We start from the raw sequence: 16,678 nt of genomic DNA, 5'->3' as shown, positions 1-16,678 counted from the left end.
TTCCAAGCTTGGGCTAATTGTCTAAGCGCAAACTGGGGGGCGCATTTGCTCACCTCATAGTACCAAGGGCAGATGGGTTTAACCAGCGCTACTAACCACTTGTGTAAGTCAATCCCAGTGGGGAACTTGATTTTATCCTCTTTTGTGTCCCGGTTGTGGTCGAGTATTTGCTTGGTTAAACCTAGACCCCAATTCCACGCATGACGGGAAACGCCAGCGTGTTTGGCTAATGCCGTTCGCTGCTTGTTGTTGAGTTTTAGCTCGGTTTTGAACCCTAACAGCATAGTCTACCTATCCAATGCCTGTTATACTCATATTATATATGATGACACAAGTGTAACAGAATGCCTAGAAAAAAAATTTATAACGAGCCTAAACGACGATTTACAATGACTTTGACAGAAACAGCAATAAATTGGCTAGAGGAGGAAAGGGTAAGAATAGGGGCAAACAGCCTCAGCGATACGATTGAGCGAATGGCGAGAAACAAAGAAAAGTTACTCAAAATGTCTAGCAATGAATAGCTTTGAGCAGAGATTAGGTTACAGTTATCAATCCCCGCAATTTCTTGCTCTAACTCTTTCTTGGTTTTTTCATGCTTTCTTGCGCCCAGAATGTTAAACCGCTTAATTATTATCCAGAGGCAATTCATGTTCTGGTGGTTCGAGTGCAGGTTGAGCATCTGTACCAGGAGGAACCACCACAAGCGGAGGAGGCGGTTCTAAAATCTTTTGCCATTCTTGAATTTGCACTTGAGCCGCATTGTAGGCTTCGGTTCCCGAAGGAATCATTTTAGCCAGTCGAATCGCTTCAGTTAAGCTAAGAGCGGCTCGATCTTGAGATAGAGCCAACAGTTGATAACTCCAGCGATTAACCGCCGAGACTGCATCACCTCTAACTTTGGCGGAACTGGGAACTTGTCTGGCTAAACGAATTGCCTCCACAATGGCGTCAGGGGTACCGGGAGTGGCAGCTTGATAGGCTTGTTGTAAGCGCTGTTGTCCCAAAACTTCTGTTTTCCAGCCCTTAACCAGGCTTTGTGCTTCCCCATAGAGTACCCGTCCGGATTTGATTTGTTCCGCCGCTGTGATCGCAGCCGGAAGATTGCCAGAATTGGCAAGGGTACGAGCTTGATCAAGATAGGGTTGGTCTTCTAGGCGTTGAACCGTGCGCGTCCAGTCTTTGATCTTACTCTGTGCTTCTGAATAAAGAGCGCGATTGGGGGAAATCCGACGGGCTTCTTGGATAGCTTCTCGTAAGGATTGGACTCCGCCAAAGCTGGCAAGTTGGGTGGCGCGATCCAGATAGGGCTGATCTTCTATGGTTTGGATCTGACGAGTCCATTGGCTAATCTCCGCCCTCGCTTCCTGGTAGCGGGGATTACGGTTGGGAATCAGTTTGGCTTCTGCGATCGCAATCTGCAAATCACTCACTAGCCCAGAACTGGCAAACGTCCGCGCCCGTTCCAGTCGAGCCACGTCCTCAATTTCCCGTTGCCATCGATCAATTAATTCCTGACCTTCATCATATAGAGGACGATCAGTACCCAATTTCTGCGCCGAGGCGATCGCGATTTCCAAATCCCCAATGCTTCCCGATTCAGCCAGGGATATGGCATTGGCTAAGTCAATCAAATCTGCCTTAACGTCTGGTAATTTCACGCTAGCGGGTAACTTATTGGCAATATCTAACACCCCTTGCCAGTTCCGTTGTTCTAAGCGGCTTGTCGCTAGTTTGAGTAATTTATTCCCACTCTCAGCAATTAAATCTTGAGCTTCTTTGTAGGCAAAACTCTTGGGCGTGATTTTCTCGGCAGCTTCAATCGCCTTTAAAATATCATCGACTCGACCACTTTTACTTAACTTATAAGCTTCATCCAGCTTCTGACTATCGTCTCGTCCAATTTGAATCAGATCCACGAGTTGGTTGTACTTGACAGCTGCCCAATACTGATTATCTATCGTTGTCAGCTTGACCGCTTCTCGAAATGCTAATGTCCAATTAGACTGTCTTAGCTGTTCCTCGGCTTGTTCATAAATCCCTGAAGCCTTTTGCCACAGCGTTTCCCATTCCTTAATCTGTTCTTTGACTAGCGTAAACGCCGGAACATCTCTAGGAATCCGGTTCGCAATCTCAATCGCTTCCTCTAGCTGACCGGCTTGAAACTTTTCTTCGCCAATCGCTAAAATCTCGATTGACCACTCTTCGATATGGCGATTAATTTCCGGGCGCAAGGGATGGTCTTTGGGTAAAGCATCGATGAGTGCGATCGCTTCTAACAAATCCTTGGTGGTGCGTTTATTTGCCGCAAGCTGGGCGCAATAGATACGTACCGATGCCGAAGCCGTGGGCCAAAAAATTGAGGGACAATTCGGCACAGCTGGTAGCTTCAGCAAAAGGGCAACAGAGGCAAATCCCATCCCCCCTGAAACCACCATAATCACCACTACCCAAAATGCCCAACCGAATGTAAAGCGTCGTTTTGGTTCTTTCGGCTGTTGAGGAGAAGGTGGGGCTGGCTTCGTCGTCACTGGTTGGGGAGTGGCTTGACGATGAGAGGTTGAATGTCTGACCCGATGAGGATCAACAGCATTCCTCTGGTGTTGCCAATCCTGGCTCCAACTGGGTTGGGAAGACCGAGTAGCATACCAATGATCGGGCATTTTTCGATTTTTAGTCATAACTCACTCCACCACTCGCTAAGCCTAATGCTGTGGGTTTTATAGCACCCTCAGTTGTTGCAATACTACTCTCGTTAGACAGAAAACGCTATATTCTCCCTGAGACTTAATCGGGAATGGGAGCTAGGACAATTGCCGTTAAGATGAGAATGATTGCTCTTATATCTAATCACTAACGCCATACCTCCCAGGGAGAAAACTACCCAAATTGGTGTTCATTCTATAAAGGCAGACTAGAGCCAATCAACTCTCACCTTTCCCATTCCCAACTCCCCTAACTCAATCTCGATTAAACGGACTCAGCTTTTAAATCCTGAATCAGTTGAGCCAGTTCATCGCCACTCGCTTGGTAAACTTCCCCACAGAAGTGGCAAGTTGCTTCAGCGCCTTCGTCTTTTTCAATCATATCCCGGAGTTCGGCTTCACCTAGCATCTTCAGCGCTCCTAAAACGCGATCAAACGAGCAACCGCAGTCAAATCGTACCATTTGGATTTCGGGCAGAATCACCAAACCCAAATCACCCAAAATCTGTTCAAAGATAGCCGGTAACGTTTTACCTTCCTGCAACAGGGGCGTGAATCCGGATAGCTTGGCGATGCGAGATTCTAAAATCTGCACTAAAGACTCGTCTCTAGCTGCTTTCGGTAAGATTTGGATTAATAGCCCTCCCGATGCAGTTACGCCATCAGCGCCGACAAATACACCCACAATCAGTGCTGATGGGGTTTGTTCAGATGTGAGCAGGTAATGAGCAATGTCATCGCCAATTTCTCCCGACACCAGTTCTACTGTACTGGAATAGGGATAGCCATATCCCACATCTCGGATCACATATAGATAACCGTCACGCCCAACTGCACCGCCAACATCGAGTTTGCCAGATTCGTTGGGCGGTAGTTCAATAGCAGGGTTATCCACATACCCTCTAACCGTACCATCTAATCCTGCATCAACCAAAATTCCACCCAAGGGACCCTTTCCCTTGACCCGAATATTCACCCTTGACCCTTCCCGCTTCATATTAGACGCCAACAATAAGCCAGATGACATTGTGCGCCCTAGGGCAGCCGTTGCCACATAAGAAAGCTGATGGCGCTGGCGGGCTTCTTCGGTGAGGCGCGTGGTAATCACACCGACGGCGCGGATACCCCCTTCTGCTGCTGTGGCGCGAATTAACTGATCAGCCATGGATAAACCTTACACTTCTTAACATACTCCCTTTTTATTTTAGATTGGGTCGTTCGCATCAGGCGCGATCGCACGGTTGATAGTCGGCGATGGATTCGCGAGTGTACCTTCCCTGGCGACAACGATTAAAAGGATTAATATAATGTAATATTGAGAGTCACACTCTTGAGCAACAGACCTATTGTTTTTGGACACAGATTATGTTGGGAACCTTTCAACAAAGTCACCTCCGCATTGAACTCGAAGCCCCCCATACTGTTATCCGAGACAGTCTGCTGCATTCAGAGAAACTGCGCCAATGGTTACCGACTCAACGCCTTTCCCCTGGATTACCCGAACAACTCCATCCCGGAGTAACCTTTACCAGTTGGATTGGTCCGGTTGCTATCCAACATCAGGTAGAGGTAGCTGAGTCTTACGGATTACGACTGCTATTGAGCCAGGGAATCGATGGCTATCACGAATGGTGTTGGGGTGAAGGATGGGTACAGTCTCGTTTAGAAGGGGTGTCTATGTTGCCGTTAAATATGGGTCAAACCTTGAGTTTGCTAAGGCTACGAGAATTTATTGCTACCCAGGGAGGATGAGGGAGATGGGGGAGATGAGGAAGATGGGGGAGATGAGGAAGATGGGGAAGATGAGGAAGATGGGGAAGATGGGGAAGATGGGGAAGATGGGGAAGATGGGGAAGATGGGAGACAAAATTTCTATAGCCCATTACCCTTTTCCCTATTCCCTGTTCCCTGTTCCCTAACAAATGACAAATGACAAATGACAAATGACAAATGACAAATGACAAATGACAAATGACAAATGACAAATGACAAATGACGAATGACGAATGACGAATGACGAACCGACTCAACGTCGCTTTAATTTTTTGGGGATTGCAATATTCATCCGATTGTGAAAGTCTTCCTGTACCTTGTGACTTAGGCGGCGAGACACTTGGCGGACGATTTGCTGCAACAGGCGATCGCCTGTACTCTGAATCAAAGACTGGGGTAACTTCTGGATAAACTTAGGAAACCGTACACCAACACTTAAATCAAGCTCCCACTCGATACGGGTAATGGTGGGGGGAAGTTCTAGTCCCTTAAGCTGTTGCTCAGAAAAATACTCGTGAGTTGGAATCGGCACAAACCCTTGAGTCGCCTGAAAGTCAACCTCATAGCCAGGAGGATTGTAACCAGGGACGGGGATCGTCTGAATTTTATAGATCCCATCTTGGCGAGGAAGTAGTTCTAGCCCGATTTTTGGCTCAACTTCATAGCCGAATGACCCAAAACGCCCAATCGTTAAAGCATAACCATTGGCTCCAATCGGTTCAGCATTCATCGGATGGGCGCAGTCACGAAACCATTCTTGGTGAGTATCCAGATAAGCCGTTACTTGTTCCGGTTCGGCATACATCTCTACACCATTTTGGAAGTGACCGTAAAACTGAGTCAACTCAGGCGCTAATTGGCATGATTGGGACTCGTCCCTCTCAGGCTCGGTAAAAGTGGATTGGGTATCTAGATGCACTGGCTCGATTGTGATGGGTTGCTGGTTAAGGAATTGGGACTGCATAATTGCTCCACGGTGTCAGTTCGGGTTGGTGCCTATTGCTAGGATGCCCACTGGCAGTTGTTCATTCTCTCTTTCATCTTCACGAATTTACGGTATAAATCTGCACATCTGGTAAAACTTCATTGATAATTTATAGAATTGACAAGAGAATGTTAAGGACTCGAATCAAAAATACTGGCTCTTTACAGCATAACTTGTGTATCTTGCCGTCAACTCTCACTGTTGAAGGAAATTTCTAGATGAAAGCATTGGTCGCCGGAGCGACAGGTCAAACAGGACGCCGAATCGTCAATGAACTGGTCAAACGCAATATCCCCGTTCGCGCTTTGGTGCGTAACTTGGAGAAAGGGCAGGAAATTTTACCCCCTGAAGCCGAGTTAGTGGTTGGGGATGTATTGAAGCCTGAGAGTCTCAGCGCTGCTGTGGGAGATAGCACGGTAGTTTTTTGTGCCACAGGTGCTACACCCAGCTTCAATCCCCTAGAACCCTACCAAGTAGACTATGAGGGGACAAAGAACCTGATCGATATTGCCAAAGCTAAAAACATTGAGCATTTTGTCATGGTTTCCTCACTTTGCGTCTCTCAACTTTTACATCCCCTAAATCTGTTTTGGTTAATTTTGGTTTGGAAAAAGCAGGCTGAGGAGTATCTCCAGAAAAGTGGCTTAACCTATACCATTGTCCGACCTGGGGGGCTGAAAAACGAAGATACGCCTGATTCTGTGGTCATGTCATCAGCGGATACACTATTTGATGGGAGTATCCCCCGCACGAAAGTGGCACAGGTTTGCGTCGAGGCGCTATTTCAAGGCGAGGCGCGTAATAAGATTGTAGAAGTGATTGCCCGTCCAGAAGCGAGCGATCGCAGTTGGCAAGAACTATTTGCTAATGTTGCCTAATCCAACCGTAGAGACGTAGCATGCTACGTCTCTACAGTCTATGGGATCGAATTTTATAGCCATGGGTTATGAAACGTCTAATTCAGTGGATTAATATCCTAATTTTAATGATCCTATTCCTCGAACTGCGTGAAGAATATCAACGAGGGGAATGGAGTTTTAATAATCCCAGAGGTGAAAAGGGGACTCAACCGTTAGTCATGCGAGGCGGTGATCCTTATATTCGGGCGCTGATGCGAACAATTTCCGCAAGTGAGGCAAATGTGTCTCAACCTTATTCGGTAGTGTACGGAGGAGAACATGTCTGGGATTTAAGCGATCATCCTAATCGCTGTGTGCCGATTGTCGCAGGTCCCAATGTGGGTAATTGTACCACCGCCGCCGGACGATATCAGTTTATTAACACGACTTGGTATGACAAAGCCAGACGCTATCATCCTCAGCCTTGGCAATTATTGTGGTGGAGTAACTATAGCTTTGAGCCAAAATATCAGGATGCGGTTGTTTATGCTTGGCTGAGTGATAATCAAGCCTGGGGAATGGATATTTCCCAACAATTGCGCCAAGGTAAAGTGGATCAAGTATTGCGGCGATTGTCGGGAACCTGGACAAGTCTGGGTTATGGTATTGAAACCAATTCAATGACTCGATATTTACCGGGGATTTATCAGCGAATTCTTCAGGAAGAATTAAAACAAAGTTAAACAAAAGCAAAGGATAAATGTTAAATTAAATAATAGGTAAATTGTAGGAGCGGGTTTAGTCACAATTGTAGGGGCGAGTTTATTCACAATTGTAGGGGCGGGTTTAGGAACTACAGTCAGCTATTGCTGAAATAACTGAACAACAAAACCCGCCCTATCTCACCGATAAGTGCTATATGATTTTCTTATGCAATCTGGCTTCTAAGCTGTTATGCATTTAAATTGGGTATTAGTAGCGAGCAAGATGCTCGCACTACATACAAGGATTTTGCCATTATTGACATTAAGGTTTAAATGCCGAATAGCTTACCTTATGCCTTGTTTTTCTGTAAGTATTCAACCGAAGTTAAAATAAAATGCCGAATCAATCACAGGAAAAAATCCGCGCCCACGTTTTCATTTCTGGACAAGTTCAAGGCGTTGGCTATCGTCTTTCAACCGTCAGTGAAGCCCGTCGATGGGGTGTAAATGGTTGGGTGCGAAATTTGTCCGATGGTCGAGTTGAAGCGGTGTTTGAAGGGGATAAATCAGGAGTTGAGGAAATGATTAATTGGTGTCATCATGGTCCTTCTGCTGCTGTGGTGAAAGATGTGGCGGTGGAGTATGAGGAACCGGAAGGGTTGAGCGGATTTGAGACGAGGCGGTGACTTGTTCATTGTTTAGGAAATAGAGATCATATTGTATTGTAGGGGCGCAAGGCTTGCGCCCTTTACCATGTACCTCACCCGATTTAGAAATGCTATATTAATTCCAGCGATTTTGGCAATAATTGAGAATCTCGCTAGGAGTATCGAGTTGGCTGGTTAAATTTCCCGTGCGGATAAATAGACATTCTTTGGTTTGACCGCTTTTAGCGTCTTTGAGTTTGACATAGACGGGACGCGGGGAAGGGTCAAGGCTAATCCGACAAATGTCTTTACCTTCGATTTCGTGGAAGGTGATATGAATGTAGGGGGCGATGTCTTTACCGAGTTCTTTTAGCAGTAAGTCGTTGGTTAAAAAGAGTTCATAGCCGTCGCGGTTTTTCTTTTGTACGGTTGAGTAGTCGTGATTTAAGCCAATGATTTTGCCTTCATCCTTGACGCCGATTAATAAGGTTCCACCGTGATGGGCGTTTAAGAAAGCAGCAACGGTTTTTAGGATAACCTGTTCCATCACCTTATTTTTCTTATTTTCCCGCATATCCCAACGGGCGGAGGATTTGAATTCTAATTCGGCGCTTTCGCCTTGGTTGATGAGGTCAATAATTTCTGCGTCACCAGTTAGGGGGGTGAAGGTTTTGTAGGCGTCTAGGGCGGCTTGTTTGGTTTCTTCGGGAACGATGGGAAAGGTACTGAGAATGTGTTTAAATTCAGCTTCGGTTAAGTTATAGAGGTGGGCAATCATACCATCGAGTTCAGCGCGAAGTTTGGCGCGTTCGGTTTCATCAGTGACGCCGTTTTTATGGGAACCGAGTCCGACTTCTTGGGCTAAATCATCGAATTCTGGAGTGGTGCAGATGAGTTTGGCGGCGCGTTCGACGATTTCGTTAAAGTAGGGTTCGCCTTCTGTGAGGCGGGGGACAGGGAGTTGGTAGACGTAGAACATATTGCAATGTGCTGTAACTTTTTGGCGGATGATAAAGTCACAGACAAAGCTATTTAACAAAGAAACAGCAACTAGCATTTCCTCTGAATTATCCCAAGGATTTGCTGTGACAAGAGTATTGACGGTGAAGGCATTTTTAGGAATAATAGATGCAATTAGAGTCCGAATATCCGTATTTCGTGCTACATCTCTATAACATAAACGGTAAGACTGGTAATCCATCTTTTGGCCTTGGTCTATTTCGCCACGCTTGAGCAATGCAGTTCTACCGTCTATCTCATTAATCCAATACCGAGTTTCAGTGTGTTGATGGGTAAACTGATGAATAATTTTACCTTCATAGAGTGGCATCATTTCTGCCCCTGATTTGGGCTGAAATAGATCCGCATCATCAGTCATATTAAATTCGCGATGTAACTCTAAATTCCATTTTTGCTTAATTCTTTCACCCAGTAACGGAAAGTTCACCATTTTCTCTGCAATATGGAAATCAATTTCCTCTTTAAACTCCATTACAGAAAGAGAGTCTGGAGAAAGTTGACGCACTAAATAAACACTAATGTGTAAACTGTTATTACCGGGAAAACGCTCAAGCTCTTGTACGTCATGACGCATAAATTTTGCTGGGAAGCTTTGAGTTATGCCATTTTTCTCAAACGTTAAGATAACAAACTTGAAGCGACTATCAACTCCTTCAAATATTGCCTTGCGATTTTCAAAGCCAAATAAGCCAGTAATTTGAGTTTGATTAAAAAGTAACTCTCGTAGCTTTTTTGCACCTAAGTCTGTATAAATACCACTAGGGACAACAATCCCACATTCTCCTTGAGGTTGCAGGAGATTAAAACATTGCTCTATAAATAGCTTATACAGATTAACGTCTTTGCCGTGTCGTTTACCGTTTATAATGGGAACTTGATTCTGGTACTGTTCAGCAAATCTGAAATATTCTCTTGGGTGGCTAAATTTACTCTGATAGTTTAACCAAGCATTGGCAATAGTTTTATCAAGCAATAGACGTTCCACCTCTACCTTGAAATGTTTAAGAGACATTTTTTTCTTAGATATGGTATTGCTGTATTCGGCAAAAAACTCTTTAGCATCGGGTTGAAAGGTTTCCCACGGTGGATTTGTGATAATCGCATCAAACCCGCCTCTTTCTTCAATAATCTTGTCAAAGTGATAGCCCCAGTGAAACGGCTTTAACTTATCAATATCTTCAACAGTGAGTAAACGTTTCTTTGGTTTCCCTTTCAACTGTGCTTGCGCGTACTTGATGCCAAGTCTTTTACTAAACTCATCCAGCAATAACTGATTTAACTTCTTGTACGAATCACGGTTTAGCTTGTCAATCTCATTCCGCAGCGCTTGTAATCGATAATCCTGAGAGGTTTCTTCAATATCTTCTGACTGAAAAGCGTGTTGTTTGTATAAGTCTATATTTTGGTTCTTTTCGTCCAAAATCTGCCGATAACTATTGGCGGCTAGAGATTGCAGTAAATTTCCCTGTTTATATTTGGAATCGCCAACCGTATCAAATCCTTCCTCATCCACCCGAATCAATCCGATTAACGAATTCCCCACCATGATGTTAAAATCAATATTCGGTAAAGGTTCTAACTCCTCAACCTCTTGGGCGGAAGAAACCAGCGCCAAAAATAACCGTAATTTAGCAATTTCCGTCGCCTCCTCCATGATATCTACGCCATAGAGGTTATCGGTAATAATCCGCTTTTTGACAAAATAAGATAATGAGGGATGATTTTCCTCAATCTTATTTAACCACGCTTTCAAACGCCGATCGCCCTTTAACTTGATAGTGCCGATAACCGCCGTGTAGACTGAGATAAGCGTCTTCATCGCCGCGACGAGGAAGGCTCCAGAACCGCAAGCAGGGTCAAGGAGTGATAGATTAGGAAGGATATCGTGGATTAAGCGATCGCACAACGGGGAGTCAAGCTTAATCAGTAGTTCGTTGATATCCGCAAACCTCTCCCCCTGGTTACAGGCGGGTTGAGAGGAATCCCCTAGAATCGATGCATTCACCCGATCTAAAATAAGCTTATTAATCGTGCGATCGCATAAATACTCGGTAATCTCCGGGCGGGTATAATACGCCCCAAACGCCTTCTGGTTAATATACTTCTCAAAGATATACCCCAACACATCCGGGTTAATCTCATCATCCTTACCCCCAGGGGTATCATCCAGATTCCAGGAATAGCGAGAAAACAAATCCAAAATCTGCTCAAACGCCTCATCTGCTATAGCAATATGCGGATACTCTTGCTCAATCCGATGCTTAAGAAATAATCCCCCATTTAAATAGTTTACCCGCCCAATTAACCGTTGCACCTCCGATTCCCGTTCAAATTCCGGTTTAGCAAAGCCTTCAAAAAATAGCGCCTGGAGAAACTCCCGAAAAAAGCGGTTCTCTCCCCGCTGCTTACTCTCGGCTAACTTATTGTGCAGATAATCGAAATCACCATTATCAATAAAACCCTTTTTCTGTAAGAAGTAAACAAACATTAAGCGATTCAGAATAACTGACGTATACCAGCGACAATCCCCTTCGCTATCAATCCCTTGGATAAACCGAAGAAACTCCTGATGTTGTTCCTGAAACGCCTTATAAAACTTCTTCGTAACCCGTTCAATATCAAAAGCACTTTGTAACCGTTGGGCGACTTCAATCACCGAGGGTTCACCCGCTTCCAGGTGGGAAATATCAATCACTAACCCACCCAACTTACTCAAAAACAAATCCCCCGGTTGACCCTTCACATATAAATGATCACGCACATAACGCTTTGACTCCTCCCGCTTCACCCAATACCACAGACTACGGCTGCGCTCATTATCCACAAAAATCAACAAATTTTCGGCAATTTTTTCCGTCAATTCCTGATGAATCGCCACCCGATGTTTTGCTTCAGGAATCGTACCATCCTCTCCCGTCACTTCAAACACCACCACCCCAGACGCTTCCGCAATCCGTTGATACTGATAGCTTTTATCCTCAATCTCCAAAGATACCGCTTTCTTCGTGGAGGGTTGATACCAGCCTAATTCTTCAATAAATAACTCATGAAACTGGAAATCATAAAGTAAATCACGGGTGCGCTGAAAATTGAGGGGCATAATTCATATCTCCTAAAAATCAGGATACAGGTTTGTAGTTGCGCTGTCTTCGCCCTAAACACTTAAGCGCTGACAATCGGCGTGACACATTTTGGCGTAGGGGCGCACCGACGTGCGCCCTTGGATTGACGTGCGCCCTTATCGAGGTACCACTATCTATTCCAAATTAGCAGAAATAGATAAATAAATCAGTTTCTTTAAGATTTTGAGGACATCACCCAAACCATTTTGGCGATTGCCAATTCCAAACAAATCAGACATAGCATACAGAGGGGTAGTGTCTTTGACAACTTTCAGGAAAAGAAAACTTCCCCCAGTCGTAATCATCAAAGTGTCAAGATTCCCTTTAACAATAATTCCGCGTTCTTCGTCTTGAGCTGAGATTTGGACACTACTCTCGGCTCTTAAATTCCAAGGCGATAGATAAAATTGTCCGATAAATAATAACGGGGAGACAACGGGGAGGTTGATAGGTTTTTCGAGTAAAGGGGGTTGTTTGAGTAAATTGAAATAGCCCGAACGGACTTGTTCTAAGAGTTGGTTTTGCCAGTCGGTAAGTTCGGGTAAATCACCATGCCATTCTGGGAAGAACTGTTCATCCTCAACTCGTTGAAGCTGGAAGTGGGTTTCTAATTGTCCTAGCGTGACATCTCTAGCTTGAATTGTTTGAACCATATTCTCACAAAAAGATACAGGTTTGTAAGTTGTAGGGGCGCACCGACGTGCGCCCTTATCTTTATACACCGACGTGCGCCCTTATCTTTATACACCGACGTGCGCCCTTATCTTTGTGTTTGTTCCTCTTTCCTCTGTGTTTTATGTACCGCTGTGGTTGATGAAATTCTACGTTATACGGTAACTTAGAAAGCCATAAATACTTGGGCGCACGGAGCGTACACCCCTACACAATTTTAATCCAAATTCAACCAACTAAATACATCCGCCACCGTAAGCTGCCAATCGCCTAAACTATCAAGAATAGGTAAACTATCTGTCTTATACTTGACAACAGGTAACTGATTCGGTTGAAAGACCATAACCGATTCATCATCCGGTTCAATAAACCATCCTAGCTGAGTTCCATGATTTAAACAGAACAGAATATTATCAATTACTCGACTAGGGGATTGGTCAGGAGAGAGAATTTCAATTGTTCAATCTGGGGCAATTTTAAATTTATTCTCAATCCGGTTATTAGCTTTACGCGGAATACGCTGCCAGGTAAAAACAGATACATCGGGAACAATCGAACGTCCACCGAAGGTACAGCGTAATTCGGGAAAGGTATAGGCTAACTTATCGGATATCGCTACTTGATTAATAGCCGTGACTAAACTACCTTGTAAAACACTATGTTCTCCTTGAGGCATGGGCTTTTGGTGAATTTTACCGTTGACATATTCCCTGGCTGGCTTGGTTTCCGGTTGTGCCAAAAACTCGACGAGGGTTAATTGGGTTTCTGGAATAGTGAGTGATGTCATCATGATTCCCTAGCTTATCCTTGAAATAATCCTAACGAACAAATAATTTCCGGGTCTTGAGTTCTCCCTTCCTCCTGAACAAAACACAAACGGTCATCTAAATACAGCGCCACAACTAACTCAGCAAACTGTTGGTCATCCATCCCACTTTTCAACGACCGATTCAAGCGGTCAATCGCTGACTGTCGCAAGGGATAACGATAAATTTGGTCAATTGCTTTATGTAAATCTGGCGTCGCTAACAAAGGCATCTCGTTAACATACCGTTTCAGCCGTGTATAGGTACGAAATCTTGCCCCCGAAGGACGTCCCAATTGACCCCCGGTACTTTTCTCTTCCTCCGCAATTAGTTCCGCCCCCTTTTGGACTAAATCATGATGGGAAGGATGACGGTCAATTGCCTGAGTTTCCGGTTCGCAGCGTGCCATTCTCAGAATCTCAAACTGTGACTGGGTAACACTCTTACCCTGCTTATTTATCCAAGCTAGGGCATCATTTCCTTCGCCCGTTTTCATATATAGCAATACTCCCTCCGGTTGGCTGGTCGTCGGGAGATGCTTGCGGGTGGAATAGACCACATTTGCCAAGGTTTCAATCTTCTTTTTCAGCGTGGGATTATTCTGAGTCGCATTCTGCCAAATTTGATACGCCTCCGACGTCAAATCTACTTCGTTATCTTCATCGCCATCAAGAATCCCAGACTTTTCGTGATACAAATCTAATAGCGTCTGTTCATTGGTATCTTCTTCAAAAAACGCCTCATCGGTTCCCACCACTTCCGCATTTTCTTGCAGTCGTTGACGCAAGCGTTCTCGGAGTCGAATAATCCGTTCCACTCCCGCTGCGGGTAAAAACGAATAGCAAAGAATTTTCGCCGCCGTTTGACCAATTCGGTCTACCCGTCCCGCCCGTTGAATCAGGCGAATAATTGCCCAAGGTAAGTCATAATTGACAATAATGGCGCAGTCTTGCAGGTTTAACCCTTCACTCAGGACATCGGTGGCAATTAAAACCCGTAATTCCTCCTCAGAGGAGACGGACTTATCGTTACTCACGGGACTAAACCGCCACGCGATTTCAGCCGGGTTAGCAGAATTCCCGGTAACCCCTGCAACCTTATCAATTCCCCGTTGCTGGAGTTGGTCAGTCAGATAATGTACCGTGTCCGCAAACTGACTAAAAATCAACACCTTTTCTTGGGGATGAACCTCACCGATTAGCTGAACTAACGCCGCCAATTTGGGGTCTTGATTCGCATCCCATTCCCCACATTGATTCAGCAGACTGATTAAGGCTTTCGCATCAGCGAGTAAATCTTTTTTCAGCGAAGCCTTAAATAACTGCGGACGCAGCCACTTAAACCGCCCCTGATACCGAGTCGAATACTCATGATAAATCAGCGCCGCCCGTTGGCGATAGTCTATCTCGGTTTGAGATAATAATTCTTCCCCGGTGACTTCCTCCTCATCATCGAAATCCAGTAACGTTCCCGCCACCGAATCCATATCCTCATCATTGGTGCGAGTATCCAGCAGCGCCGCCTCTTGGGAACCAATGGGTAACGGTAAGCCTTGTGCGATCGCGTGCAAAAAAATATAATTGCGTAAGATATGGCGGTCAATGGATTGCAGGAAGGCTACCCCACCACTTTCTAAGCGTTTAAATAAGTTAGTCCGACAAAATCCCATCAATCGTTTCCCGGCGCGAGATAACCCTTTTAGCTGTACCGCTTCCGCTGCGGTTAAGGATTTCCCCTTAGCTGACTTTTCTGATATCGCATAATTCCCCAATCCATATCGAGGCAAATTTAGGGAATTCAGCAGATTAACCATCTCCTCTGAATAAAGCGCCGCATAGGGATCATTCCCCGCACCCAAGTTAAACTTAATCGTCTGCGGTTGGCGCAGGGGAAAATATGCCCGTCTTCCATCGGGAAACTTAAGGTATTTTCCTCCTTGTTCATCATCTTTCGTATAATTTTCCTGAATAAAACTGCGCGTTCGACGCACCATATACAGCCGCATCAATTCTCGCCAATCATCGGGATAGTCACTCTTTTCAAACGCCGCTAATGAACGCACGGGGGCTTGATGTTTGCGGCTGAATTCGATTTCTCCGCCCAACTCACTCAACAGTTTTTCGGGACGAATCCCTAAATCCTGATCATCAGGAACAAATAGACGCAGTTGATTGGATAAATCCAAATAGGTTTTATTATAAGGTGTCGCCGTCAACAGAATACAGCGACTCTCATTCAGGGCAATATATTCCTGAATTGCCCGATACCGCTTCCCCTCTCGATTCCGCAAGTTATGACTCTCGTCAATTAATACCACCCGATAACGGCGTTCGTTGGGCAACTCTATCTGCACCCGACTTAAGGACAGGACTTTTGCCCGTAACCCGTAGCGGTGAACATAGTCCTGCCACATTGTCACCAAGTTTTTGGGACAAATAATCAGAGTTTCTAAGAAAAAATCCTCTTCCAAAATCTTCGCCAACGCTGAAGCAATTAATGTTTTCCCCAACCCTACAACATCTCCCACCAATACCCCACCCCGACGGTTTAAATGACGGGCAGCAATTTGTACAGCGGCTTTTTGAAAGTCAAATAACTGATGGCGAAACTCACGGGGAATCTGATATTCCGATAACCCCGCCCTGGCTTCTTGAGATAAATGATAGGCAATCTTCAGATAAATATAGTAAGGCGGAATTAACGTATCTCTTGCCCAACTCTGATCAAGAATTTCCACCAAATCTTGGGAAATATCAATACACCAGCGGTCATCCCAACGCTGATTAAACCAGAGTTGTAGCTTTTGACAAGCATCATGGTCTAAAATATCAACATTTAACTCGCCCTGGTATTGTAACCCCGATAACGTCAGGTTACTGCTACCCAAAACACCAATCGTGGGATTATTAATATCCCGGCGATGAATCAGATACAATTTGGCATGAAGCGGATATCTCAGAAATAATTTAACAATAACTTTCTGGGTTTTCAGTTGCTGACTCAATCGGCGTAAGCCCGCTTCATCCTCATTCGTGGGTGCGCCCCAAGTTAATTGTTCACAAAAGTCCTGGGCAATCTGTTTTCTATAGCGAATAATTGTGCTATTGTCAATCCCTCTATCCTCACACCCCAACGCCAACGCCGAATGCACATCATCCTTCGGTAAGCGCTGCATCCCAATTAACAGCCGACAACAAGCGTCTTCGCCACCGCCAAACTGTTCAATCGTATCATCAATTTTACGCCACCCTCTCAGATTAAAATAGCCGACACAAAAGTCAGCCCGTTGGGAAATTTGCAGGGTATCCCGTAATGTCGGTAATAGCGATTGTTCTATGTTGTCAAAGATGCGTGGCATTTGTCATTTGTCATTTGTCATTTGTCATTTGTCATTTGTCATTTCTT

The 16,678-nt window shown here is 44.9% G+C and carries 13 protein-coding genes and 1 pseudogene; 5 read left to right on the top strand and 9 right to left on the bottom strand.

What is annotated here, in order from left to right; translation table 11 throughout:
- The 4 genes from RIC07_RS27970 to hslO all read right to left on the bottom strand — a co-directional run.
- Positions 1–284, bottom strand: a 284-nt coding sequence (locus tag RIC07_RS27970) for a helix-turn-helix domain-containing protein (protein WP_446364108.1), incomplete at its 3' end; no start/stop codon positions are given.
- Positions 285–361: 77 nt separating this feature from the next.
- A complete protein-coding gene (locus RIC07_RS27965; RefSeq protein WP_446397372.1) occupies positions 362–652 on the bottom strand; it encodes a hypothetical protein in 291 nt (96 codons plus the stop codon).
- The gene (locus tag RIC07_RS27960) at positions 627–2,681 is read right to left on the bottom strand and encodes a chromosome segregation ATPase (protein ID WP_446397371.1); all 2,055 of its coding nucleotides are present in this window, start codon (positions 2,679–2,681) and stop codon (positions 627–629) included. Before RIC07_RS27960 ends, RIC07_RS27965 begins: the two co-directional genes overlap by 26 nt.
- A 289-nt stretch (positions 2,682–2,970) precedes the next feature.
- On the bottom strand, positions 2,971–3,870 hold the full coding sequence (gene hslO / locus RIC07_RS27955; protein ID WP_446384580.1) for an Hsp33 family molecular chaperone HslO: 900 nt from the start codon (positions 3,868–3,870) through the stop codon (positions 2,971–2,973).
- Positions 3,871–4,070: 200 nt separating this feature from the next.
- Between hslO and RIC07_RS27950 the strand changes: the two genes are divergently transcribed.
- Both RIC07_RS27950 and RIC07_RS27945 read left to right on the top strand, forming a co-directional pair.
- A complete protein-coding gene (locus RIC07_RS27950; RefSeq protein WP_446346685.1) occupies positions 4,071–4,457 on the top strand; it encodes a hypothetical protein in 387 nt (128 codons plus the stop codon).
- Entirely contained in the window at positions 4,438–4,638 is a 201-nt protein-coding gene (locus RIC07_RS27945; RefSeq protein ID WP_446397370.1) for a hypothetical protein, read from the top strand. Before RIC07_RS27950 ends, RIC07_RS27945 begins: the two co-directional genes overlap by 20 nt.
- Positions 4,639–4,731: 93 nt before the next feature.
- Here the strand turns inward: RIC07_RS27945 and RIC07_RS27940 are convergent, their stop codons facing one another.
- A complete protein-coding gene (locus RIC07_RS27940) occupies positions 4,732–5,442 on the bottom strand; it encodes a DUF1997 domain-containing protein (RefSeq protein WP_446397369.1) in 711 nt (236 codons plus the stop codon).
- Positions 5,443–5,681: 239 nt separating this feature from the next.
- Between RIC07_RS27940 and RIC07_RS27935 the strand changes: the two genes are divergently transcribed.
- From RIC07_RS27935 to RIC07_RS27925, 3 genes are all read left to right on the top strand, one after another.
- Positions 5,682–6,341, top strand: coding sequence for an SDR family oxidoreductase (locus RIC07_RS27935; RefSeq protein WP_446384586.1), 660 nt, complete (start codon positions 5,682–5,684; stop codon positions 6,339–6,341).
- 68 nt (positions 6,342–6,409) lie between these two features.
- Positions 6,410–7,045, top strand: coding sequence for a glycoside hydrolase family 24 protein (locus tag RIC07_RS27930; protein ID WP_446397368.1), 636 nt, complete (start codon positions 6,410–6,412; stop codon positions 7,043–7,045).
- A gap of 356 nt (positions 7,046–7,401) precedes the next feature.
- Positions 7,402–7,692, top strand: a complete 291-nt coding sequence (locus RIC07_RS27925; RefSeq protein WP_446397367.1) for an acylphosphatase — start codon at positions 7,402–7,404, stop codon at positions 7,690–7,692.
- A gap of 97 nt (positions 7,693–7,789) precedes the next feature.
- Here the strand turns inward: RIC07_RS27925 and RIC07_RS27920 are convergent, their stop codons facing one another.
- The 4 genes and pseudogenes from RIC07_RS27920 to RIC07_RS27905 form a co-directional block, all read right to left on the bottom strand.
- Positions 7,790–11,773 carry an Eco57I restriction-modification methylase domain-containing protein gene (locus tag RIC07_RS27920; protein ID WP_446397366.1) on the bottom strand — a complete coding sequence of 1,328 codons (3,984 nt, stop codon included), beginning with the start codon at positions 11,771–11,773 and terminating at the stop codon, positions 7,790–7,792.
- Positions 11,774–11,929: 156 nt separating this feature from the next.
- Positions 11,930–12,448 carry a restriction endonuclease subunit R gene (locus RIC07_RS27915; protein WP_446397365.1) on the bottom strand — a complete coding sequence of 173 codons (519 nt, stop codon included), beginning with the start codon at positions 12,446–12,448 and terminating at the stop codon, positions 11,930–11,932.
- 236 nt (positions 12,449–12,684) lie between these two features.
- Positions 12,685–13,254: pseudogene (locus RIC07_RS27910) on the bottom strand (Uma2 family endonuclease).
- A 14-nt stretch (positions 13,255–13,268) separates the two neighbouring features.
- A complete protein-coding gene (locus RIC07_RS27905; RefSeq protein ID WP_446397364.1) occupies positions 13,269–16,631 on the bottom strand; it encodes a helicase-related protein in 3,363 nt (1,120 codons plus the stop codon).
- Positions 16,632–16,678 lie beyond the last annotated feature (47 nt).

It is taken from the genome of Coleofasciculus sp. E1-EBD-02 (assembly GCF_040218245.1).
Classification (GTDB): Bacteria; Cyanobacteriota; Cyanobacteriia; order Cyanobacteriales; family Coleofasciculaceae; genus Coleofasciculus.
This window is presented reverse-complemented; position numbering and strand designations above follow the sequence as displayed.